The organism is Nakamurella alba (genome assembly GCF_009707545.1).
Classification (GTDB): Bacteria; Actinomycetota; Actinomycetes; order Mycobacteriales; family Nakamurellaceae; genus Nakamurella; species Nakamurella alba.
In genome coordinates, this window is the sequence record NZ_WLYK01000001.1 from 1139201 (window position 1) to 1161255 (window position 22055).

The 22055-nt window shown below is 72.5% G+C and carries 20 protein-coding genes and 1 pseudogene; 14 read left to right on the forward strand and 7 right to left on the reverse strand.

Annotation, left to right across the window (positions count from 1 at the left end; all coding sequences use genetic code 11):
• Nucleotides 1-67: 67 nt before the first annotated feature.
• The gene (locus GIS00_RS05035; RefSeq protein WP_154767197.1) at nt 68-1474 is read right to left on the reverse strand and encodes an extracellular solute-binding protein; all 1407 of its coding nucleotides are present in this window, start codon (nt 1472-1474) and stop codon (nt 68-70) included.
• 131 nt (nt 1475-1605) lie between these two features.
• Between GIS00_RS05035 and GIS00_RS27265 the strand changes: the two genes are divergently transcribed.
• Together GIS00_RS27265 and GIS00_RS05045 are read left to right on the forward strand one after the other, a co-directional pair.
• The gene (locus tag GIS00_RS27265; RefSeq protein ID WP_322097523.1) at nt 1606-2457 is read left to right on the forward strand and encodes a DMT family transporter; all 852 of its coding nucleotides are present in this window, start codon (nt 1606-1608) and stop codon (nt 2455-2457) included.
• 80 nt (nt 2458-2537) lie between these two features.
• The gene (locus GIS00_RS05045; RefSeq protein ID WP_154767199.1) at nt 2538-3443 is read left to right on the forward strand and encodes a TIGR03621 family F420-dependent LLM class oxidoreductase; all 906 of its coding nucleotides are present in this window, start codon (nt 2538-2540) and stop codon (nt 3441-3443) included.
• On the opposite strand, the gene GIS00_RS05050 is transcribed toward GIS00_RS05045, so the two are convergent.
• A complete protein-coding gene (locus tag GIS00_RS05050) occupies nt 3423-4568 on the reverse strand; it encodes a mechanosensitive ion channel family protein (protein ID WP_230312787.1) in 1146 nt (381 codons plus the stop codon). The genes GIS00_RS05045 and GIS00_RS05050 overlap by 21 nt on opposite strands.
• A 306-nt stretch (nt 4569-4874) precedes the next feature.
• Between GIS00_RS05050 and GIS00_RS05055 the strand changes: the two genes are divergently transcribed.
• Nucleotides 4875-6053 carry an LPXTG cell wall anchor domain-containing protein gene (locus GIS00_RS05055; RefSeq protein WP_196073122.1) on the forward strand — a complete coding sequence of 393 codons (1179 nt, stop codon included), beginning with the start codon at nt 4875-4877 and terminating at the stop codon, nt 6051-6053.
• Nucleotides 6054-6189: 136 nt separating this feature from the next.
• Nucleotides 6190-6390: a hypothetical protein gene (locus tag GIS00_RS05060; RefSeq protein ID WP_154767201.1), complete on the forward strand. Its 201-nt coding sequence runs from the start codon at nt 6190-6192 to the stop codon at nt 6388-6390.
• 39 nt (nt 6391-6429) lie between these two features.
• Here the strand turns inward: GIS00_RS05060 and GIS00_RS05065 are convergent, their stop codons facing one another.
• The gene (locus GIS00_RS05065; RefSeq protein ID WP_322097524.1) at nt 6430-7509 is read right to left on the reverse strand and encodes an LLM class flavin-dependent oxidoreductase; all 1080 of its coding nucleotides are present in this window, start codon (nt 7507-7509) and stop codon (nt 6430-6432) included.
• Between the two features lie 339 nt (nt 7510-7848).
• A complete protein-coding gene (locus GIS00_RS05070) occupies nt 7849-8202 on the reverse strand; it encodes a DUF4406 domain-containing protein (RefSeq protein ID WP_154767922.1) in 354 nt (117 codons plus the stop codon).
• 118 nt (nt 8203-8320) lie between these two features.
• Between GIS00_RS05070 and GIS00_RS05075 the strand changes: the two genes are divergently transcribed.
• A complete protein-coding gene (locus GIS00_RS05075; protein WP_154767202.1) occupies nt 8321-9076 on the forward strand; it encodes a DeoR/GlpR family DNA-binding transcription regulator in 756 nt (251 codons plus the stop codon).
• 37 nt (nt 9077-9113) lie between these two features.
• On the opposite strand, the gene GIS00_RS05080 is transcribed toward GIS00_RS05075, so the two are convergent.
• Nucleotides 9114-10274: a glycerate kinase gene (locus GIS00_RS05080; protein ID WP_154767203.1), complete on the reverse strand. Its 1161-nt coding sequence runs from the start codon at nt 10272-10274 to the stop codon at nt 9114-9116.
• 24 nt (nt 10275-10298) lie between these two features.
• On the opposite strand from GIS00_RS05080, the gene GIS00_RS05085 reads away from it, so the two are divergent.
• A complete protein-coding gene (locus GIS00_RS05085; protein WP_154767204.1) occupies nt 10299-12563 on the forward strand; it encodes an aminotransferase class III-fold pyridoxal phosphate-dependent enzyme in 2265 nt (754 codons plus the stop codon).
• Here the strand turns inward: GIS00_RS05085 and GIS00_RS05090 are convergent.
• Nucleotides 12553-13812 (reverse strand): annotated as a pseudogene (locus GIS00_RS05090) (MFS transporter). The gene GIS00_RS05085 and the pseudogene GIS00_RS05090 sit on opposite strands and share 11 nt — an antisense overlap.
• A gap of 57 nt (nt 13813-13869) precedes the next feature.
• Here GIS00_RS05090 and GIS00_RS05095 point away from each other — a divergent pair.
• The 5 genes from GIS00_RS05095 (at nt 13870) to GIS00_RS05115 (ending at nt 18077) form a co-directional block, all read left to right on the forward strand.
• Nucleotides 13870-15420, forward strand: a complete 1551-nt coding sequence (locus GIS00_RS05095) for a fatty acyl-CoA synthetase (protein WP_154767205.1) — start codon at nt 13870-13872, stop codon at nt 15418-15420.
• Nucleotides 15421-15490: 70 nt separating this feature from the next.
• Entirely contained in the window at nt 15491-16216 is a 726-nt protein-coding gene (locus GIS00_RS05100; RefSeq protein ID WP_154767206.1) for a DinB family protein, read from the forward strand.
• A gap of 4 nt (nt 16217-16220) precedes the next feature.
• Entirely contained in the window at nt 16221-16841 is a 621-nt protein-coding gene (locus GIS00_RS05105) for a YigZ family protein (RefSeq protein WP_322097525.1), read from the forward strand.
• A gap of 39 nt (nt 16842-16880) precedes the next feature.
• Nucleotides 16881-17369, forward strand: coding sequence for a nucleoside deaminase (locus GIS00_RS05110; protein WP_154767924.1), 489 nt, complete (start codon nt 16881-16883; stop codon nt 17367-17369).
• 66 nt (nt 17370-17435) lie between these two features.
• Nucleotides 17436-18077 carry an NADPH-dependent F420 reductase gene (locus tag GIS00_RS05115; protein WP_154767207.1) on the forward strand — a complete coding sequence of 214 codons (642 nt, stop codon included), beginning with the start codon at nt 17436-17438 and terminating at the stop codon, nt 18075-18077.
• A gap of 66 nt (nt 18078-18143) precedes the next feature.
• On the opposite strand, the gene GIS00_RS05120 is transcribed toward GIS00_RS05115, so the two are convergent.
• Entirely contained in the window at nt 18144-19430 is a 1287-nt protein-coding gene (locus GIS00_RS05120) for a CpaF family protein (protein WP_154767208.1), read from the reverse strand.
• 101 nt (nt 19431-19531) lie between these two features.
• Here GIS00_RS05120 and GIS00_RS05125 point away from each other — a divergent pair, with 101 nt between their 5' ends.
• From GIS00_RS05125 to hisN, 3 genes are read left to right on the forward strand one after another with little or no spacing between them, the layout of a single operon-like run.
• The gene (locus GIS00_RS05125; RefSeq protein ID WP_154767209.1) at nt 19532-20290 is read left to right on the forward strand and encodes a class I SAM-dependent methyltransferase; all 759 of its coding nucleotides are present in this window, start codon (nt 19532-19534) and stop codon (nt 20288-20290) included.
• A 58-nt stretch (nt 20291-20348) separates the two neighbouring features.
• Complete coding sequence (locus GIS00_RS05130) at nt 20349-21134, forward strand: class I SAM-dependent methyltransferase (RefSeq protein ID WP_322097527.1); 786 nt, start codon at nt 20349-20351, stop codon at nt 21132-21134.
• Nucleotides 21131-21961, forward strand: a complete 831-nt coding sequence (gene hisN, locus GIS00_RS05135; RefSeq protein ID WP_322097528.1) for a histidinol-phosphatase — start codon at nt 21131-21133, stop codon at nt 21959-21961. The genes GIS00_RS05130 and hisN overlap by 4 nt, the downstream gene beginning before the upstream one ends.
• The last annotated feature ends 94 nt before the right edge of the window (nt 21962-22055 follow it).

Here is a 22055-nt window from a genome sequence, read left to right on the forward strand (position 1 = left end):
GGAACGACGTGCCGGTGCCGGGGACGACCGCTGTGGGTTGCGGTGCGGTCGCCCCCGGCCGGTGCGATCAGCTGTTCAGGATCTCGGTGATCTCCTGGCTGGCCTTCGCGGTGGCGTCGTCGATGGAGGAGGAGCCGGTCAGGATCTCGTCGAACATGTTCTGCAGGATCTGCCCGTCCTCGACCTTCGTCCAGTTCTTCGAGTTCGGCACGAAGCGCCCGGTGGACGCGGCCTGCACCACGACCTCGGCGTTGGCGTCGCCGGCCTTCGGCTCGAAGGAGGTGGAGTTGGCGATGTAGCCCTTGCCCGCCAGCACGGCCTGGTACTTCTGGCCGGTCAGCATCTTCGTGTACTCCTTGGCCAGGTCCGCGTTCGGCGACTTGGCGCTGATGGCGATGTCGGAGCCGCCGAGGAACTGCGGCATCACGGTGCCGGGCTTCGTGCCGGGCACCACGAAGATGCCGACCTTGTCCTTCAGATCCGGGTTGCCGCTGGTCGGGTCACTGACCACGGCGGGCTTCCAGGAGGCGTCGATGAACATCGCGGCCTGGTCCTGGGCCATGACGAGCGCGTCGTCGGCCTCGTTCTGGCCCTCGCCGCCGCGGGAGGTGGCGTCCACGAACGCCTTCAGCCGGGTCAGGCCGGCCTTGGCGGCGTCGGAGTCGAGCGCGCCGGTCCAGGTGCCGTCGGCGGCCTGGGTGGCGATCTCACCGCCGGCGTCCCAGACGAAGGAGACACCCTCGTACCAGTACTGACTGGGGAAGTAGAGCCCGGAGTAGCTGTCGTCCTTGCCCTCCATCAGCTTGACCGCGGCCGCCTGCAGATCGTCGATGCTGTTGAAAGGCGGCTTCACACCTGCGGTCTCGGCCAGGTCGGTGCGGTAGATGCCGACCCGGACGCCCGCGTAGTAGGGCACCGCGATGAGCTTCCCGTCGTAGGTCGCCGACTCCTTCAGGCCTTCCAGCCAGGTGTCGGAGTTGTCGAAGTCGGCGGCGTCCAGCTCCATCAGCGCGCCGGCGCCGGCGAACTGCGCGACCTGGGTGTTGCCCAGCTCCAGCACGTCCGGCCCGCTGCCGGAGGTGTCGGCCAGGCCGGTGGTGACCTTGGTGGTGTAGTCGGTCCAGGTCTGCTCCTGCAGGTCGACGGTGACCCCGGGGTGCGCGGCCTCGAACTCGCCGTTCAGCGCCTGGATGTCGATGTCCTTGAGGGTGTCGCCCTGCATCCAGACGTGCAGGGTGGCCGGCTCGGACACAGTGGGCTCAGACGTGGGTTCAACTGATCCGGTGGCGTCGCTGGTCGGGGCCGCGGATCCGGTGTCCGCCGCACTGGAGGCGGCAGTGCTCGTCGCGGCGGCGGTGGTGCCCGCGGTGCTGGTGCTCGCACTGTCGGTGGAGGAGCCGCAGGCGGCGGTGGCGAGCAGGGCGATCGCGGCGATCGCCGTGCCGATGGTGCGCGCCGGTCGCGCAGAAATCATCGATGCTCCTTCGCTTCTCCCGGCGGGAGGATCGCCGGGGGGATTGGTTAGGGAAGTTTCCCTATCTAATCCGGGAGGTCATGGGGTGTCAATGGTCCGTTCGTGCCGCGTTCGCCGCGATACTGACCGCTGTGTCGACTGGTGTGGTGCTGGTGGTGCTGCTCGCGGCCGTGCTGCACGTCTTCTGGAACACCCTGGTCAAGCGGGAGTCCGACGGATTCCTGGCCACGGTGGTGATCGCCGCCGGGGGTGCGCTGATCTGTGCGGTGGCGTTGCCCTTCCTGCCGCCGATCGCGCCGGCCGCCTGGCCCAACGTGGCAGGCTCGGTGGTCGCGCAGTCGATCTACTATCCGCTGGTCGCCGCGGCCTACCGGGCCGGTGACATGACCGTCGCCTACCCGATCATGCGCGGCACCGCGCCGCTGCTCGTCGCGGCGGTCAGTGCGCCGCTGCTGGGCGAGATCCTCGGCGCCGCACAGTGGATCGGCATCGGCGTGATCTGCCTGGGGATCTGGGCGGTGGGCGGCGGGGCGATCCTGCACCGGGGCCCGGGCCGGAGTTCGGCGCGCGGCGTGCTGCTGGCACTGGTGAACGCCGGGGTGATCGCCACCTACACGCTGATCGACGGTGCCGGGTCCCGGGCGTCCGGTTCCCCGGCGACCTACACGGCCTGGATCTTCCTGCTCACCGCCGTCCCGATGCTGGTGATGGGCGCGGTGCAACACCGCGGCCGGCTGCTGCCGGCGCTGCGCGGCCGGTGGTGGGTGGGGCTGGCCGGCGGCGCCGGGAACGTCGGCGCGTACGGGCTGGTGCTGTGGGCGATGACCCTGGCGCCGGTGGCGGCGGTGGCCGCCCTGCGCGAGACGTCGATCATCGTCGCCGCGGTCGTCGGCGCGGTCCTGCTGCACGAGAAGGTGGACCGCTACCGGATCGCCGGCGCGGTGCTGATCGCCGCCGGCGCGGTGGTGCTGCGCCTGGCCTGATGGTCCGCTGATCGTCCGGCAGTCGTCTGCCGTGGGCGGACAGGCCTGCGGTTGCGGCGGGTCGGTGCCAGCATGCCGGGATGGACGACGTGAGATTCGGGGTCAACCTGCGCAGCGCGCTGCCGGCGGACGCGTTGGCGGCGCAGGTGCGCGGAGTCGAGGACGCCGGGTTCGACATCCTTGCGATGCCCGACCATCTCGGTGCCCCGTCACCCTTCGCCATGCTGGCCGCCGCCGCGATGGCGACACGGACGGTCCGGCTGCGGACCTCGGTGCTGGACGCCACCTGGTGGAACCCGGCGATGCTCGCCCGGGAGCTGGCCACGGTCGACGTGCTCAGCGGCGGCCGGGTGGAGCTCGGCGTCGGCGCCGGGCACATGAAGGCCGAGCACGACCTGGCCGGGCTGCCCTGGTTCGCGTTCCCGGAGCGGATCGCCCTGCTGGAGCAGCTGATCGACGGCACCGCGGCGCACCTGGACCGACCGGACCACGACCCGCCGCCGGTACAGCGGCCGATACCGGTCATGGTGGGTGCCATGTCCGCGGCCGGACTCGACATCGCGGCCCGCAAGGCCGATGTCGTCGCGTTCGCCGGGTTGCGGCAGCTGCGTGGGCGCCGGCTCGGCGAGTTCGGGTTCGTGACGCCGGCCGAGACCGACGAACGGGTGGCGGAGGTGCGCCGGATCCGGCGGGCGCACGGCGACCGGCCCTACGCCTCCGAGGTGCTGCTGCAACTGGTCTCGGTCGACCGCGACCCGGACGAGGCGGCGGCGGGGTTCGCCGCCCAGCTGGACGGCGCGATGAGCCCGGCGCAGGTCCGTGAGTCGCCGTTCCTGCTGCTGGCCGGATCCCCGGAGGCCGCGGTGCAGGTGCTGGCGGAGCGGCGGGACCGCTACGGCTTCGACGTGTTCTCCGCCCACCACCGTTCGCAGGACCAGTTGACCCTGGTCATCGCGGCAGCGCGATCAGCCCACCGTGACGGGTGAGGCCTGCTGCGCCGGGACCGTGCCGGGCAGCGGCGGCACACCGGGGACGACACGCAGCCGCGGCAGCGCGGCCGGGTGGTGCTGCTGCAGGAACAGCACCAGGTCCTCCCGGATGTCGCAGCGCAGGTCGAACAGGTTCGGGCTGTCCGCGGCCGACACCAGGATCCGCACCCGGACGTAGGAGGACACCGCGTCGGTGACCTGGACGATCCCGACCCGCTCGTCCCACCGGCTGTTGCCGGCCAGGTGCTCACGCAGCCGCGCGCGGACGTCGTCGACCGGCACCGTCCAGTCGAGGTCGAGCTCGACGGTGCCGAGCATGCCCGCCTGCTGCCGGGTCAGGTTCTCGAACGGGGTGGTGGTGAAGTAGGTGGACGGCAGGATCAGGCTGCGTTCGTCCCACACCCGGACCACCACGTAGGTCAGCGTGATCTCGTCGATGTTGCCGAAACGCCCCTCCACCACGACCACGTCGTCCACCCGGATCGCGTCGGTGAAGGCCAGTTGGATCCCGGCGAAGACGTTGGCCAGGGCGCTCTGCGCGGCCAGGCCGGCGACGATGGAGATCAGGCCGGCCGAGGTCAGCACGCCGGCCCCGGCGATGCGGGCGCCGGGGAAGGTGAGCAGGGCGGCGCCGAGCCCGAGCACCACCAGTGCCGCCACCACGATCCGCCGCACCAGGGTGATCTGGGTGCGGATGCGCCGGATCTGCCGGTTGCCCTCGCGGGACATGTCGAACCGGGTGAGCAGCAGCTCGGTGGCGACGATGACGGCGACCGCGAGCAGCCAGGTGATCCCGGCGATCAACGCCAGGGTGAACACCCGGTCGGTGATCTCCCGCCACCGGGCCGGTGCCGTCGTCGCGTGCGCGCCGATCTGCGCGCCGACCAGCGACAGGGTCCAGCGCAGCGGTCGTCGGGCGGCGCCGGCGGAGGCGGCCACGGTCGACCAGCGACGGGTGAGCCGGAGGGCCGTACGGGCGAGGACGCCGGCCAGCAGGAAGCCTGCGGTCGCCGCGGCCAGCGTGATCAGGATGGGCAGACCCGTTGCGCGGAACAGGCTCTCGGCGTCCGCGACCAGGCCGTCGGGCTCGGCGGCCAGCTGGGTGCCGGGGGTGGGGATCATCGTCGGGTGGTCTCCTTCCGGGTGCATGTCCTGTCATTCCAGGGGAGCACGGATGACGGTGAGCGACGGGAGATCGAGCGGTGAGGCTTCTCACCGGTGGTCTGTGCGACGGCTGCGCATCCTTCGGCGCCTCACTCGTCCAGGCGATCAACAGCACCCAACGTGACTGTGCTGAAAGCGTGATGGGCGAGTTCGAGTGAATACCATTGTGTGCCCTGGTGTCACATGTCGGGTCCGTGTGAACATCTGGCTGCGTCCGAACAGGTGATGGACCGCAAACCGGCGACGAATTACGGGAGGACGACGATGACCGCAACGCGGTGGCGGGGACTGGCAGGCGGAGCGCTGGCGGCAGCGGTGCTCACGGCGGGCGTACTGGTCGGGACGGCCGGTTCGGCGGTGGCGGCCCCGCTGGGGGAGTTCACCGTCACCCCGGACACGGTCGCACCGGGCGGCGGTTTCACCTTCGCCGGCACCGGCTGCCTGCCGATGGAGCTCGGCGAGCCGGATCCGCAGGTGCTGCTCTACATCCTGGCGGTCAACGGCGAACCGGTGGTCCCCGTGCGGACCACCAAGGGCACGTCGGCCCCGACGGACCAGGTGATCGCCACGAGCCGGGCCGAGCCGACCGATCCGGTGCCGTCGACCGTGGCCGAGGTCCGCGGGTCCGCCCCGGCGGACGAGACCATCATCGACGTGGTCGACGTGCAGCCCGACGGCACCTGGGCCGTGACGTACCCGCCGGGCGAGACGGTCGCCGGTGTGGTGTTCACCATCGGCGCGCTCTGCAGCGGCTACAACTCGAGCTTCGAGTACGAGCCGGTGAAGCTGACCTTCGAGAGCGGGCCCGCGGAGATGTACCTGCCCGGCTTCGCGGCCGGTGCGGTCCCGCAGGTCCGCCCGGGTCTGACCTACGACGTGGTCGGCTTCTTCTTCGAGCCGGGCGAGGAGGTGTCGCTGGCGATGGACGGAACACCGGGGTCGCTGGGCACCCTCATCGCCGACGAGAACGGTGATGTGGCCGCCACCTTCACCGTCCCCGCGGGGATGCCGGCCGGGCAGTACACCCTCACCCTGACCGGCCTGACCTCGGGGATCACCTCGCAGACCGTGGTGCAGGTGCTGTCCGCATCCGCACCGGTCACCACCACCGTGACCACGGTGCCCTCTGTGACCACTGTGACCACGGTGCCCATTGCGCCTGCCGCTCCGACCGGATCCACCGCCGCCGGCGGATTCCCGGTGACCGCGGTCCCGGTGGCGGCCACCGGCACCGACCTGGCCTCGGCCGGCGCCGCGGGAACCACGGCCGGCACGCCTGATGCCTCCCAGCCGGCCGGGTACTCCGGCGGCGGGTACGTCGACCCGCAGCTGGCCTCCACCGGGACCGATGCCGGCGTCCTGCTGCCGATCGGCGCGCTGATGGCGCTGGCCGGAGCGGGTCTGCTGTTGGCCGGCCGTCGCCGGGCGGTCCGCCACCACTGATCCACGTACTGCGCAGGGGCCGTCCGACAACTCCGGTCGGACGGCCCCTGCGTGCGTAGGCTAGCCTTCCCGAAGGCGGGCCGGATCTGATCGTCCGGGCCCGGGTGCGGTGGACCAGGACAGGCGGGGACGAGCTGTGGGCAAGTCGGGCACCAAGGCCGGGAAGTCCAAGAAGGCGAACGGGTCCGGGAAGAACAATCCCGGGAAGGTGAAGCTCCCGAAGAAGGAGTGCTGCGTCGACAAGCCCCGCTGCGGCCGTTGCCCGCTGCGTGCTCTCGCGGAGGGCACCCTTCCCGCCGGCTACACCGTGCGCCACCGCAAACTCGTCAAGGTCTGAGGGTCGCCCGGCCCGGCAACGATCTCACCGGCAACGTTGTCATGGGAGCAGCCGGAAGGTCTCCCGCTCGCGCGCGCGGTAGGTGGTCCGGGTGGCGAGTGCCGACCTGACCGCCGGTGCCACCTCGGTGGCGAACAGTTCGATCGAACGGCGCACCAGGGAGGACGGCAGTCCGCCGAGGTCCACCTGGCCGAGGAACCGGTCCAGGTCCAGGGTGTCGTGCGCCAGCAGCAGCTTGTCGATCACCTGCGCCGGGCTGCCGACGGCCATCGCGCCGTGCGGCCCGGCCAGGGTGTCGAAGCCGTCGCGGTCGATCGCCCAGCTCCGGTCCCGACCCCGCGGTCTGCTGTACTGCCGGTAGTACGGGAAGAACGTGTCGATCGCCTGCTGCGAGGTCTCGGCGATGTAGAGGTGACTGGTCACGCCGAGCCTGGTGCCGGCGGCCGGTGCGCCCGCCTTCGCCGCGGTGCGCCGGTAGAGATCGGTGATCGCCCGGGCGCCACGGACGTCGCCGCCGATCAGCCCGAGCATCATCGGCAGACCCAGGCGGCCGGCCCGCATGGCGGACTGCGGGGACCCGCCGACACCGACCCACACCGGCAGCTCGTCCTGCGCCGGGCGGGGTGCGATCTGGGCGTCGCGCAGCGCCGGCCGGTAGGCACCGGACCAGGTCACGCGCTCCGAGCGACGGAGTTGCAGCAGCAGGTCCAGCTTCTCGGCGAAGATCTCGTCGTAGTGCTGCAGGTCGACGTCGAAGAGGTCGAAGGGCTCCACGAAAGCGCTGCGCCCGGCGATGATCTCGGCCCGGCCGCCGCTCAGCAGGTCGAGCCCGGCGAAGTCCTCGTGCAACCGGACCGGGTCCAGTGCGCTGATCACCGACACCCCGCTGCTCAGCCGGATCCGGCGGGTGCCCTGGGCGATGGCGGCGAGGGTGACAGCCGGCGAGGACACCGCGAAGTCGAGCGTGTGGTGCTCGCCGAGCGCGACGACGTCCAGGCCGAGCCGGTCGGCGAGGATGCCGTACGACACGATGTCCTGGACCCGGCGGCCGGGGTCCTGGCGTCGCCCGGTGACCGGGTCGACCTGGAGGTCGCTGAGGGACAGGATGCCCAGATCCACCGGTGGAGCCCTTCGTCACGCCTCGGTGAGACGTTCACCGGCCGGGTCCGGGCGAGCCGCGCCGGACGTTGCACTGCGTGACCTCATTGGACCACGGGGATGAATGCGATCCCAGGTGTGACCCGGATTTCCTCCGTCGGCATGTCACGGGTGGCCGATCGAGGGTGCCGGGACCTGGGCCGGACGTGGCCGGTCACGCCGAGGTGTCCCGCCGCGGCACGGGTCCGGGGCGACGCGGGTGTGCGGTGCTGGCGCGGGGGCGCCGGTGGTACGGCATGGGGTGCTCCTTTGTCGTGTTCGGTCGGTGTCGTGTTCGGTCGGTCGGGTGTGGGGTGACGGTCAGCCGATGCCGGGGATGTCGTCGAGGGAGAACCAGACGTGCAGGCCGCGATCCCGGGCCAGCCGGACGTCCTGGTCGGCTCCGGTGGAGTCCCCGGGCAGCCGCAGGACGCCGTCGCAGTGCCGGAGCAGCCGGTCCGCGGTCGGGTACATGACCTCGCCGGCGATCGGGTCGTCGAGTGCGGTGACCCCGGCGCCGGCGAGGACCGGCAGGGCGACCCATTCGCCGATCATCGGGATGTGGCCGGCCCGGAAGATCGGCCAAGCCGCCTCCTCGAGCCGGCGCAGGTTCGCGGCGAGCTTGTCCGGGTCGTCACCGGTGCCGGAGCGGTAGGGCCCGGCGATGAGGATCAGCAGCGGGCGGTGAGCTGGGGTCCCGGTGGTCGCTGTGGTGTCGATGGTGCTGGTGGTCTGCGTGGTCATGCAGGTAGACTACGCACAAACGTGCAGCAATGGGAAGGATCGTGAAGAAATGTTGGCAGCCGAGCGTCGGGACCTGCTGCTCGAGCGCCTGCGGACCGACGGCAAGATCGTGGCCAAGGACCTCGCGGCCGAGCTCGGTCTGTCCGAGGACAGCCTGCGCCGGGACCTGCGCGAGATGGCGGCGGCCGGACTGTGTCAGCGGGTGTACGGCGGCGCGCTGCCGGCCTCGCCGGCCGCCGCGGACTACGACACCCGGCGGTCGGTGGAACCGGACAGCAAGCGGCGGGTCGCCGCGCGGGCCGTGGAGCTGATCCGGCCCGGCGGCACGGTGATCCTGGACGGCGGCACGACCACCCTTGCCGTCGTCGACGCGCTCCCGGACGACCTGTCGTTCACCGTCGTCACCCACAGCCCGACGATCGCCGTTGCGCTGCTGGGGAAACCGGAGGTGGAGGTGCTGATCCTGGGCGGTCGGCTGTTCCGCCACTCGGCGGTCGCCTGCGGGGCCGCGACGGTCGAGGCGGCGGCCGCGGTGTCCGCCGATCTCTTCCTGCTCGGGGTCACCGGGATCCACCCGGGACAGGGGCTGACCACCGGGGACGCCGACGAGGCCGCGATGAAACGGGCGCTGGCGGCCCGGGCGGCCGAGACCTACGTGCTCGGCAGCACCGAGAAGATCGGTGCCGCCTCACCGCACCGGGTGCTGCCGCTGGAAGCGGTCAGCGGGGTGATCACCGACGCGCCCGCCGCGGATCCGACGGTGGTCGAGCTGGTGGCGGCCGGCATGAAGGTGCTCCGCGCCTGATCGACAGCAGCACCTGATCCTGCACGTTCCTGCACGATCAATATGGGAATGACAGCAGCCCGGGGTCGTCCAGCACCTGCCGCAGCAGGGACGCGGCAGCGGCGGTCGTCCATTGCTCCGGCGCGGCCATCGCATCCGCCGGCGACCCGGCGAGTTCCACGGCAGCCGCCGCAGCGGCGATCCCGTTCGCCCGCAGCAGCTCCGGCGGAACGTCCAGCCGCCCCGCGACCGCCACCGTCGGTACCCCCTGCCGGGCGGCCCGGGCGGCCAGTCCGACCGGTGCCTTGCCGGCCAGCGACTGTTCGTCCAGCGATCCCTCGCCCACGACCAGCAGGTCGGCGCCGGCGAGCCGGTCGTCCAGCCCGATCAGCTCGGCGACCAGGTCGATGCCGCGACGCAGCGTCGCACCCAGCACCACCTGCAACCCGGCCGCGGCACCACCCGCGGCGCCGCCGGTACCGAGCGCGGCCGCGTCCCGGCCGGTCACCCGGTGCAGCACCGCGGCCAGCCGGGCCAGCCCGGCCTCCAGCACCTCGACCGTCCCCGGCAGCGCACCCTTCTGCGGCCCGAACACCCGGGCGGCGCCGGACGTGCCCAGCAGCGGGCTCTGCACGTCGCTGCACAGCACCACGGGCACCCCGGCGAGCCGCGGGTCAAGGCCGGACAGGTCGACCTCCGCCAGGTCGACGAGTGCGGCCCCGCCCGGCGGCAGCGGATCTCCGGCCGCGTCGGAGAACCGGGCGCCCAGCGCGCGCAGGATCCCGGTCCCGCCGTCGGTCCCCGCCGAACCGCCCAGACCCAGCACGATGCCGGTGGCCCCGGCGTCGAGGGCGGCGCGGACCAGCTCGCCGGTGCCGAAGGTGTCGGCGGTGCGGGCGGTCTCGTCCGTGGGCACGATCCGGGCCAGTCCGGAAGCCGCGGCCAGCTCGATGATCGCGGTGCCGTCTCGGACCGCCCAGACCGCCGGCACCGGCCGGCCCAGCGGGTCGGCGGCGGTGGTGGTGCGGGGGAGTGCGCCGGCCGCCAGCAGCGCGTCCACCGTGCCCTCGCCGCCGTCGCCGACCGGCAGTCGGTGCACCTCGGCCTCCGGGAGCACCCGCCTGATCCCGGCCTCGATCGCGGCTGCGGCCTGCGGGGCGGTCATCGTGCCCTTGAATTTGTCCGGGCACACCAGGATGCGGGGGCGCGCGGTGTCCATCGGCCCCACGCTAGCGTGAGCGGCATGTCGGAGCCGGATGTACTGACCTCCGCGGCGCCACAGGTCGACGCCGACGCGGTCGGCGACATCCTGTTCCGGGGCTGGGGTGTCCGGGCCACCGACACCCGGCGGCTCGGGTCCGAGCGGGACGTCAACGTGCTGATCCCCGGGGCCGGGGTGCTCAAGGTGTCGAACCCGGCCGAGGACCCGGCGGTGGTCGACATGGAGATCCGGGCGATGGACCACCTCGGCGCCGTCGACCCGGGGCTGCCGGTACCCCGGGTGCTGCGGACCGGCGACGGCCGGGCCTCGCTCACCCTCATCGACGATCTCGGCCGGCACTGCGCCGTCCGCTTCCTGGGCCTGGTGCCGGGCGCGCACCTGGAGGGCTCGCCGATCACCGTCGGCGTGGCCGAACAGGTCGGGGCGATCGGTGCGCGCACATCGGTGGCGCTGCAAGGCTTCTTCCACCCGGCCGGTGGCCGGCGGATCGGCTGGGACATGCGGGCACTCCCGGACCTGCCGTTGCCGCAGGGTTCGTCGGCCCGCCTGCGACCGCTGGTGGACCGGGTGCTGCCGGCGCTGGCGGCGACGGCGGCGTTGCCCTCGGGCCTGCAGCACGCCGACGTGACACTGACCAATGTCCTGGCCGACGGCGGGACCGTCTGCGGGCTGGTCGATCTCGGCGACATGCACCACACCGCGACGGTCTGCGACCTGGCGGTGACCGTGGCCTCCGTACTGCGCAACACCGCCGACGAGCAGCCCGTCGACAGCTGGGGCCTGCTGGCGGCGGTGCTGCGGGGATACCAGCGAGTCCGGCCGCTGCAGCCGGCCGAGGCAGAGCTGCTGGGGGAGTTGGTGCTGGCGAGACTGGTGCTGAGTGAGGTCATCTCGGACACCCGCGCCGCGCTGCACCCGGACAACACCGCGTACATCGGGCAGTACGACGATGCCAACCGCCGGGTGCTCGGGCTGCTGGCCGGCATCGCGCCGGACGACCTCCGCCGGCGGGTCGGCCGGGCCGCCGGCACCTCCCGGTCGCACCCGCCGGTGACCGGCGACGGCCTGCGCGAACGCCGGGCGGCCGTGATGGGCGGGCCGCTGTCGCCGCTGTTCTACCGCGCCCCGCTGGACATCGTCGGCGGGCAGGACGTCTGGGTGCACGACCGGGACGGGCGCACCTACCTCGACGCCTACAACAACGTCGCCGTGATCGGACACGCGCATCCCGCAGTGGCGCAGGCGGTCTCGCTGCAGCTGCGACAACTGGACACGCACTCGAGATACCTGCACGACGGGGTGGTGGAGCTCGCCGAGCGCCTGCTCGCCACCATGCCGGCGGAGTTGGACACCTGCCTGTTCACCACCTCCGGCACCGAGGCCAACGAGCTGGCGTGGCGGCTGGCCACCGAGTGGACCGGCGGCACCGCCGCGGTGATCGCCGAGCACGCCTACCACGGGTCGACGAAGTGGACGGCGGACCTCAGCTCCAACGAGTGGCCGCCGGACCACCGGCCGGAGCATGTCGGGACCTTCGCCGCTCCCAGGGGTCTCGCTCCCGAGGTGGCTGTCGGCGCCGCCCGGGACCGGGTGGCCGCGGCCACCGAGCTGCTCCGGTCGGCCGGGGACCGGCCGGCCCTGGTGCTCGCCGACACGCTGTTCACCAGCGAGGGCATCCTGCCGGACGACGGCTTCCTGCAGGGGTTGTCGATCGGCGCGCGGAAGGCCGGCGCACTGTTCCTGGCCGACGAGGTGCAGGCCGGCTACGGCCGCAGCGGGCAACTCTGGCGCTTCGCGCAGGCCGGGGTGCTGCCGGACATCGTGACCCTCGGCAAGCCGATGGGCGCCGGCCACCCGATCGGCGCGGTCATCACCCGGCGGGAGATCGCCGACCGCCTGGCCGCCCGCTACGAGTACTTCTCCACCTTCGCCGCCACCCCCGTCGCTGCGGCGGCCGCGCTGACCGTGCTCGACGTGCTGGAGGCGGAGCGGATCCCGGAGCGGGCGGCGGTGGTCGGCGAGCACCTGCGATCCGGGCTGCGGGCGCTGGCGGGATCCGACGCCCGGCTCGGTGAGGTGCGGGGTGTCGGACTGATCGCCGGCGTCGACCTGCGCGGGCCGGTCGTACCACGCAACCTGCTGGAGGCGCTGGTCGGCGAAGGGGTGCTGGCCGGCCTCACCGGGCCGACCGGCGCGACGCTCAAGATCCGGCCGCCGCTGACCTGGCGGGTGGAGCACGCCGACCTGTTCCTGGCCGCGCTGGGCCGGGTGCTGGCTACCGGCTGACCCGCTCCGGCGGTGCGAGGGTCCGGCTCAGCCAGGCGATCCCGACCGCCGCCGCGGCCAGGACGACGCCGGTGCCGACGGCGGCCGGGATGCCGGCGATGCCGATGGCGACACCGCCCGCGGAGGCGCCGAGCGCGATACCCAGGTTGACCGCGGAGGCGGGCAGCGATGCGGCCACGGCGGCGGCCGGCCCGGCCAGCGACGCCACCCGGTGCTGGATCGACGGCGCGATCCCCATGCCGGAGAGACCGATGCCGACCACGGCGAGACCGGCGACCACCGGGGAGGTACCGCCCAGTGACAGCAGCAGCAACGACAGCGTGACCCCGGCGGTGCCGACCACGATCGCCCGGCTCGCATCGGCGTCGGCGAAGCGGCCGCCGACGGCCGACCCGGCTGTGGTGGCCACCCCGTAGCCGAGCAGGAACAGGCCGACGGCCGGCCCGGTCACCCCGCTCGTGCCCTCGAGGAACGGGACGAGGTAGGTGAGCGCCGACTGGATCCCGGCGAACATCACCGCACCCACCGCGAGCACCGCCAGCACCCGGGGTGCGAAGGCCGACCGGACGGTCGCGGGCCGGTGATCGGCCGCTGCCGGGGCGGCCGCCGGCACCCGAGGCAGCAGCACCGCCGCGGCGACCAGGACGAGCAGCCCGATCAGCACCACCGCCACGAAGGATCCGCGCCAGCCGACCCAGCGGCCGAGCAGCGTGCCGAGCGGCAGGCCGAGCGCGCTGGCCGTGGCGAAACCGGAGATCACCACGGACATCGCGCGTCCGGCCCGGGCCGCGGGAACGATCGAGGTGGCAGTGCTGATCGCGGCGGCGATGAACAGCCCCTATACCGCACCGATGACGACCCGGGCCGCCACGAAGGTGCCGAACCCGGCGCCGAGGGCCGGCAGCAGATCCAGCAGCACGAACAGCACGAGGGCGGCGAGCAGCACCGGCCGGCGGTCCAGCCGGGCGGTCAGCAGGGCCAGCAGCGGTCCGCCGACCGCCAGGCCCAGGGCGTTGGCGGTGACCAGGGCGCCGGCGGCCGCCACCGTGACGGCCAGGTCGGCGGCGATCAGGTCGATCATCCCGACCACCAGCATCTCGGCGCAGCCCATGACGAAGGCGCCGGCGAACAGCGTCGCCAGCACCGGTGCGCTCCGTCGTGTCCGCATCCGACCGTTCCTCTCCCGCAGGCCTGGGTGTCGACCCATCGCGGCAAGGATCGACCCAATGTGCAACCGATGGTTGCACATCAGTCCGTCCGGACCGGGCGGTAGCCTGCGGGCGGCGCAGGCGAAGAGGAGTCGACGATGACCACAGCGGCAGCAGATCCCCGGTCCAGCACGGTGGACGATGTGGTGCGGCGCAGTGCGGGCCGGCACCCGGACCGGGCGGCGCTGGTGTTCGCCGATCGCAGCTGGACCTACGCGGAGCTGGACGCCGGGGTGAGCCGGGCTGCGGCGCATCTGTTGTCGTTGGGACTGGTCAAGGGGGACCGGGTGGCGACGGTCGGCGCGAACTCGGACGCCTACCTGTTGGCGTTCCTGGGGTGCGCGCGGGCCGGGTTGGTGCATGTGCCGGTGAACTACGCGCTGACCGGTGGTGAGCTGTCGTACCTGTTGCGGCAGTCCGGGAGCCGGGTCGCGCTGGTGGACCCGGCGTTGCGGGAGACGGTGGAATCGGTACGGGCGGACACCGCGGTGGAGCAGGTGCTGGTGCTGCACGGTGCGCCGGGTGCGGTGCTGGAGGGCTGGGCGGAAGGTCCCGTCCCGGAGCTCGAGACCGCTGTGGTCGACACCGATCTGGTGCAGCTGCTGTACACGTCGGGGACCACGGCGCTGCCCAAGGGCGCGATGATGACGCATCGCGCGCTGGTGCACGAGTACCTCTCGTGTGTGGTCGGTCTGGACTTCACTGCGGTGGGCAGCCAGTTGGTGTGCATGCCGCTGTACCACTCGGCGGGGATGCACGTGTTCCTGCTGCCGGGGTTGATGGTGGGGATGACGAACCATCTGCTGCCACGGCCGGACGTCCCGGCGGTGCTGGGAATGGTGGCCGAGCACCGGATCGAGGCGCTGTTCCTGGCGCCGACGGTGTGGGTGCCGTTGGCCAACCACCCGGACCTGGCGACCGCCGATCTGTCGTCGCTGCGTCAGGCCTACTACGGGGCGTCGATCATGCCGGTACCGGTGCTGCAGCGGTTGCAGCAGCAGCTGCCGGGGCTGGGCTTCTACAACTGCTTCGGACAGTCGGAGATCGGCCCGCTGGCGTGTGTGCTGCGCCCGGAGGAGCACGCGGAGCGGCCGGAATCGTGCGGCCGGCCGGTGGTGTTCGTCGAGACCCGGGTGGTGGACGAGGAGGGCGCGGATGTGCCGGCCGGGGAGTCGGGGGAGTTGCTGTACCGGTCGCCGCAGCTGTGTACCGGGTACTGGGACAACCCGGAGGCCTCGGAGCAGGCCTTCGCCGGCGGCTGGTTCCATTCCGGGGACATGGTGCGGGCGGACGAGGCGGGCTACCTGACCGTGGTGGACCGGATCAAGGACGTGATCAACACCGGTGGGGTGCTGGTGGCCTCGCGGGAGGTGGAGGACGCGCTGTACACGCACGAGGCGGTGGCCGAGGTGGCGGTGATCGCACAGCCGGACGAGCGGTGGATCGAGGCGGTGACGGCGGTGGTGGTGCTGCGCGAGGGGCGTGTTGGTGACGACGATCTCGCCGCGGAACTGATCGCGCACGCGCGCTCCACGCTGGCGCCGTTCAAGATCCCGAAGCGGGTGCACTTCGTCGCCGACCTGCCGCGGAACCAGAGCGGCAAGTTGCTCAAGCGAGTGCTGCGCGACGACATCTCCTCCGGGACCTGACACCGGACCCGGTTCCGGACATGCACTGTTCCGGACATGCACTGTCCGGAACCCCCGCTACGGTGCCGTCATGGATGAGGGACGTGAGTTCACCGGGGTCGACCTGACCGGCGCCCGGTTCCGGATGGTCGACCTGTCCGGCGCGATGCTCCGGTCGGTCGCCCTGGCCGGTGCCGAGATCGACGGCGAGGCCGATGATCTGGCAGGTCTGACGATCAACGGCGTGGACGTGATGCCGCTGGTGCTGGCCGAGCTGGAGCGCCGGCAACCGGCCCGGGTGTTGCTGCGCTCGGACGACCCGGCCGACCTGAGGGCGGCGTGGGACGAGGTGGAGCGCGGCTGGGCCGGGCTGGTGGCGATGCTCGCCGACCTCCCGGCGGGCTCCGACACCGTGTCGGTCGAGGGTGAGTGGTCGTTCCGGCAGACGACCCGGCACCTGGTCTTCGTCACCGACGCCTGGCTCGGCCAGGTGCTCGGGCAACGACCGAGGTTCCACCCGTGGGGTCTGGCGTTCACCGACATGGGCGAGTTCGTGCCGGAGGGCACCGATCTCGGACTCGACGACGATGCCGACCCGCCGCTCGCGGAGCTGCTGGAGGTGCGCGCCGGCCGCATGCAGCTGGTCCGGGACCTGCTGGCCGACGCCGATGCCGCGGTGCTCGCCACGGAGATCCCGCCCCCGCCCTGGGCAGGCGACCCGGTCAGCACGCTGCGCTGCCTGCGGGTGGTGCTGCGCGAGGAGTGCGAGCACCAGCGTTTCGCCGGGCGGGATCTGGCCCGGGTGGTCCTACGGTAGGAGGGTGACCAGCTATCGGACCCTCGCCGCACCGGCGACGGCGGCGCTGGAGATCAAGCGGTCCCGGTTCCTGGCGCTGCTCACCCCGAGCGTCGACGAGACCGATGCCCGGCTGGCCATCGCGCAGGCGCGGGCCGTGCACCCGAAGGCCCGGCACCACTGCACCGCGTTCGTCATCGGCCCGCGGCAGGAGCTGCAGCGCAGCAACGACGACGGCGAGCCGTCGGGCACGGCCGGCACGCCGATGCTGGAGACGCTGGTCGCCGCCGGGCTGAGCGACGTCACCGCGGTCGTGGTCCGTTACTTCGGCGGCATCCTGCTCGGCGCCGGCGGCCTGACCCGGGCCTACCGGGCGGCGGTGGCGGCGGCGATCGAGGACGCCCGGGTGATCACCCGGGCGCAGCGGCTGCAGTACATGGTGTCGGTCGACTACGCCGCGGCCTCGTCGCTGGAGGCGGAGGCCCGCAAGCAGGGCTGGATCTTCGGCGCGCACTACGCGGCCGAGGTCGACGTCACGCTGGCGGTGCCGGAGGACGAGCGGGACCTGTTGCAGCTGCGGCTGTCCGAGCTGACCGGCGGGCGGTCGGAGGCCCGGCCCATCGGCACCGGCTGGGTCACCCTCTGACCGGTGGACGACGCTTCGTCGTCGGTGCACAGTGGTGGGATGTGCAACCTCACCGAGACCGACCTGCGTCACCTGACCCGCTGCGCGGAGCTCGCCGAGGCGGCGTTCGCCGCGGGGGAGGAGCCGTTCGGCTCGGTGCTGGTGAGCGCCGGCGGCGACGTGTTGTTCGAGGACCACAACCGCACCTCCGGCGGTGACGGCACCCGGCACCCGGAGTTCGAGATCGCCCGGTGGGCCGGCGCGCACGTGGCGCCGGCCGACCGGGCCGGGTGCACCGTCTACACCTCGGGCGAGCACTGCGCGATGTGCTCCGCGGCGCACGCCTGGAACGGGCTGGGCCGGATCGTCTATGCCGTGTCGACCGCGCAGCTGGTCGGCTGGCGGACCGACTGGGGCACGGCCCTCGGCCCGGTCGTCCCGCTGTCGATCCGGCAGGTCGCGCCCGGCGTCGAGATCGGCGGTCCGGCGCCGGAACTGGAGCAGCGGATGTACGAGCTGCACCGGCGGCAGGCCGAGCGGACCCGCTGACACCGTTCCGCGGGATCTGCTGCGTCACAGCCGGAATTGCCGGGCCGTTCCTGCGTTGCACGCACCATGACAACTCTGGGAATCATCGGTGCAGGGAACATCGGCAGCCAGGTCGCGCGGGCGGCGGTGGCACACGGCTACGACGTGGTGATCGCCAATTCGCGCGGGCCGGAGACGCTGGACGACCTGGTCGCCGAGCTGGGGCCGAAGGCCAAGGCGGCCACCGCCGCCGATGCCGCGGCCGCCGCCGACGTCGCCGTGGTGACGGTGCCGCTCAAGGCCTACCAGGACATCCCGGTCGAGCCCTTGGCCGGGAAGATCGTGCTGGACACGAACAACTACTACTGGGAGCGGGACGGCCGGATCGACGAGCTGGAGAAGGGTGAGGCCACCGTCTCCGGACTGCTGCAGCAGCACCTGCCCACCTCGAAGGTCGCCAAGGCCTTCAACCACATCATGGCCGCCGACATCACCACCGACGTCGCGCCGGCCGGCGCACCCGGCCGCCGGGCCCTCGCCACCTCCAGCGACTCCGACGAGGCCGTCGAGTTCGTCACCCGGCTGTACGACGAGTTCGGTTTCGACACCGTCAATGTCGGCCCGCTGTCCGAGTCCTGGCGGGTCGAGCGGGACCGCCCGGCCTACGTAGTGCGGCAGACCAAGGACGAGCTGGTCTCGAACCTCGCCATCGCCCCGCGCACCATCTGACGCAGCCCGGAAGTGACACGCTCAGGATGTGAGCGTGTCACTTGCGGGCACAAGTGACACGCTCGATCACGACTGACGGTCGTCCGTGTCCTCGCGCAGCAGGTCGGTGAGGACGAATCCGTGCCGGGCGAAACGGTCCTCGTGCGGCGGGAAGCCCTGCGCGCGGACCAGTCGCCCGTGCCGGGTGATGAAGAGGTCGGCGACCTCGACGACACCGGCCTCGACACGGCCTGGCAGGGCGACGATCTCGCGGACGCGGCGGGACCCGTCCGGCTCCAGACCGGCCTGCACCACGATGTCGACCGAGGACGCGACGGTCGGCACCACGAACGATGCGGTGACGTTCTCGCCGGCCAGCAGCGGCAGCGTGCACAGCTTGACCACCGCCTCCCGGGCGGAATTGGCGTGCACGCTGCACATCCCGGGCAGGCCGGAGTTGAGCGCGATCAACAGGTCGAGCGATTCCTCCTGCCGGACCTCGCCGACGACGATGCGGCTGGGCCGCATGCGCAGGGCCTCCTTGATGAGCCGGCGCAGCCGGATCTCGCCGTGGCCCTCGAGGTTGGGCTGCCGGGTCTGCAGCGCCACCACGTCCGGTAGTTCGGGCTTGAGCTCGAACACTTCCTCGGCGGTGATGACGCGTTCGCGGGCGGGCACGGAGTTGACGAGAGCGCCGAGCAGGGTGGTCTTCCCGGCCTGGGTGCCGCCGGAGACGATGATGTTGAGCCCGGCCGTCACCGCGGCCTCGAGGAAGCGCGCGGCTTGGGCGGTGAGACTGCCACGGGCGACGAGGTCCTCGAGGCCGGGGGCGGCGACGACGAACTTGCGGATGTTGACGGCGACGTGGTCGCGGGTGATGTCCGGGATGACGGCGTGCAGCCGGGAGCCGTCGGGCAGCAGGGCGTCGACGAAAGGCGAGGACAGGTCGATCCGGCGGCCGGAGGGTTTGAGCATCCGCTCGAGCAGGTCACGGACCTCGTCGCCGGTGAGCACCGTGGTGGTCAACTCGGACCGGCCGTGCCGGGCCACGAACACGCGGCCGGGCTGGTTGATCCAGATCTCCTCGACGTCGGGGTCGTCGAAATAGCGTTGCAGCGGGCCGAATCCGGCCAGCGCGTCGAAGACGGTGCGGTGCACGGCGGCCCGGTCGTGCAGTGCCGGGAGAGCGCTGCTGCCGGCGCGTTCCTCGTAGTGCGCGATGACCTCGTCGATGAGCCGGCGGGCTCCGCGGTGGTCGGTGACCGGGTCGAGGCCGCGGCGCCGGACCAGTTCTCGGACCTCGTCGTGGACGTGGTCCAGTGCGGTGGCCCGGTCCGTGCCGGGCGCAGCCGTGATCGCCGATGGTGCCGCCATGATCGTTCCCCCTCGATGCGACGGACCCGCCCCCGGATCCATCCCTTCCCCTTGCGGATGAGCCTACGCCCGGATCCCACCTGTCGGGCAGGATCGGGAGCATGGTCGACGGTGCGGACGCGGACACCTGGTCCGGGCTGGCGGACGGCTGGTCCCGGTACTGGGGCGCCTCGACCGCTCCGGTGCACGAGGTGCTGATCCAGGCGGCCGGGATCCGCGGCGGGATGCGGGTGCTCGATGTCGGTTGCGGGAGTGGGGAGTTCCTGGCCCGGCTGGTGGCGGACGGGGTGCTGGTCGCCGGGGTGGACCCGGCGCCCGGGATGGTCGAGTTGGCCCGGCGACGGGTCCCCGGCGGCCAGGTGCATCCCGGCGATGCCGAGGACATCCCGTTCGAGGACAACTCCTTCGAGGTGGTGACCGCGGTCAACGCCCTGCAGTTCGCGGCGTACCCGTTCGACGCCCTCGACGAGTGGGCCCGGGTGCTGGTCCAGGGCGGGATGGTGGCCGTGGCCAACTGGGCGGAAGGTGCCCGCAACGACCTGGACGTGCTGGAGCGCGCGGTGGCCGACGCGGCCGGCGAGCCACTCGCCCCGGACGGCGAACTGCGCCGTCCGGGTGGACTGGAGAACGTGCTCGCCGAGGCCGGTCTGGAGGTTCTGGCCGCCGGGATCATCGCGACGCCGTGGCAGCCGGCCGACGACCATGACCTGGTGCACGGCGTCCTGCTCGGCGAATTCGAGGGCACCATGAGCGACCGCGCCCCCGTCGTCCTCGCCGCGGCCGCACCCTTCCGCCGGCCGGACGGTGGCTACCTGCTGCACAACCACCACCGCTGGGCAGTGGCGCGCCATGTGATCTGAGCCCGATGCACCGTCTTTCCGGTTGCGGCTGTCGCACCGGCGACCTGACGATGGGGGCGTGGCGGACTGGGACGGGGCGGCCTACGCGGGGATCAACGGACTGCAGCAGGCGATGGCCGCTGCGTCGTTGGCGGCGGTACGGCTGACGGGGGACGAACGTGTGCTCGACATCGGTTGCGGGGACGGCGCTGTCAGCGCACGGATCGCCGAGCAGCTGACGGGCGGATCGGTGCTCGGCATCGACCCCAGCCCGCGGATGCTCGAGGTGGCGCGCGAGCGACTGCCCGGTGATCCGCGGCTGTCCTTCGAGGCCGGCGACGTGATGAACCTGCCCTTCCGGTCCGAGTTCGATCTCGCTGTCTCCTTCAACGCGTTGCACTGGGTCCGCGACCAGGCGCACGCGCTCCGGCAGATCGCCGCGGCGTTGCGGCCCGGCGGCCGGGCGGTGCTGCTGATGGTCTGCGCCGGCCCGCGTCGCGGCATCGAGGACGTCGCCATGGAGGTGACCGAGGAGCCGGCCTGGGCCACCGCCTTCGCCGGGTTCCGGTCGCCGTTCTTCCACGCCGACCCGGGCGACTTCGGGTCGGACGCGGTGGACGCCGGCTTCGAGCTGGTCGACCTGTCCGTCACCGACCGGTCGTGGGAGTTCGGGTCGCGGGAGGCGCTGGCCGACTGGTGCACCGTGGGGTTCGCCGACTGGGGGGCGCGGTTGCCGCCCGGACAGCTGCCGGTGTTCGTCGGCGAGGTGGTGCGCCGGTACGAGGCGTTCACCCGCAGCCCGGGTCTGTTCGCCTTCTACCAGCTCCGCGCCGAGCTGCGCCGACCGTCTAGCCTGCGGAGGTGACCGCCCCCGATCCCACGCCCGAGACCGTCGGCACCCCGTCCCTGCAGGACGACCTCGCGGTCGCGCTCCGGCTGGCCGATGCCGCCGACGCGATCAGTCTGGAGCGGTTCGGCGCCGCCGACCTGCACGTGGTGGCCAAGCCCGACCTGACCCCGGTGTCCGATGCCGACCTGGCCGTGGAGCAACAGATCCGGGCACTGCTGGAGCAGGTGCGGCCGGAGGACACCGTGATGGGCGAGGAGTTCGGCTCCGGGGACGAGACCGCCCGTCGGCGCTGGGTCATCGACCCGATCGACGGCACCAAGAACTTCGTCCGCGGCGTGCCGGTGTGGGCCACGCTGATCGCGCTGTTCGACGGCGACGAGCCGGTGGTCGGCGTGGTGTCCGCCCCCGCGCTGGCCCGCCGCTGGTGGGCCGCCACCGGTCTCGGTGCCTTCGCCAGCTTCGCCGATCGCGGCGCGGTGCCCTGCAAGGTCTCCGGTGTGACCGATCTCGCCGACGCCTCGGTCGCCTACTCCGACCGCGAGGAGTGGATCCGCGCCGGCCGGATCGCCGGGTTCGACGCGCTGCTGGCGAGCGCCTGGCGGACCCGCGGGTACGGCGACTTCTGGTCCTACCTGCTGGTGGCCGAGGGGGCCGCGGACATCGCCGCGGAACCCGAGCTGAACCTGTGGGACCTGGCCGCACTCGTCCCGGTCGTGCGGGAGGCGGGCGGGGTGTTCACCGACGTCGGCGGCGCCCCGATCGGGCCGGGCAGCGTGAGCGCGCTGGCCACCAACGGCGCACTGCACGAGATCGCCCGGGCCACCCTCGCGCCCGCGGAGTGATGCCGCGGGGCCGACGGGTGAGGACCCCGTGACCAGCAGTGACGACGAATAACCGCGTGCTCGGCCCGCGCGACATCCCGTACGGCCAGGTCAC

Excerpts from the sequence above, each read along its gene's own strand:
- GIS00_RS05035 (WP_154767197.1), bottom strand. The coding sequence starts at position 1,474 with ATGATTTCTGCGCGACCGGCGCGCACCATCGGCACGGCGATCGCCGCG.
- GIS00_RS05045 (WP_154767199.1), top strand. The coding sequence starts at position 2,538 with ATGGACGACGTGAGATTCGGGGTCAACCTGCGCAGCGCGCTGCCGGCG.
- GIS00_RS05050 (WP_230312787.1), bottom strand. The coding sequence starts at position 4,568 with ATGATCCCCACCCCCGGCACCCAGCTGGCCGCCGAGCCCGACGGCCTG.
- GIS00_RS05055 (WP_196073122.1), top strand. The coding sequence starts at position 4,875 with ATGACCGCAACGCGGTGGCGGGGACTGGCAGGCGGAGCGCTGGCGGCA.
- GIS00_RS05075 (WP_154767202.1), top strand. The coding sequence starts at position 8,321 with ATGTTGGCAGCCGAGCGTCGGGACCTGCTGCTCGAGCGCCTGCGGACC.
- GIS00_RS05080 (WP_154767203.1), bottom strand. The coding sequence starts at position 10,274 with ATGGACACCGCGCGCCCCCGCATCCTGGTGTGCCCGGACAAATTCAAG.
- GIS00_RS05085 (WP_154767204.1), top strand. The coding sequence starts at position 10,299 with ATGTCGGAGCCGGATGTACTGACCTCCGCGGCGCCACAGGTCGACGCC.
- GIS00_RS05095 (WP_154767205.1), top strand. The coding sequence starts at position 13,870 with ATGACCACAGCGGCAGCAGATCCCCGGTCCAGCACGGTGGACGATGTG.
- GIS00_RS05100 (WP_154767206.1), top strand. The coding sequence starts at position 15,491 with ATGGATGAGGGACGTGAGTTCACCGGGGTCGACCTGACCGGCGCCCGG.
- GIS00_RS05110 (WP_154767924.1), top strand. The coding sequence starts at position 16,881 with ATGTGCAACCTCACCGAGACCGACCTGCGTCACCTGACCCGCTGCGCG.
- GIS00_RS05115 (WP_154767207.1), top strand. The coding sequence starts at position 17,436 with ATGACAACTCTGGGAATCATCGGTGCAGGGAACATCGGCAGCCAGGTC.
- GIS00_RS05120 (WP_154767208.1), bottom strand. The coding sequence starts at position 19,430 with ATGGCGGCACCATCGGCGATCACGGCTGCGCCCGGCACGGACCGGGCC.
- GIS00_RS05125 (WP_154767209.1), top strand. The coding sequence starts at position 19,532 with ATGGTCGACGGTGCGGACGCGGACACCTGGTCCGGGCTGGCGGACGGC.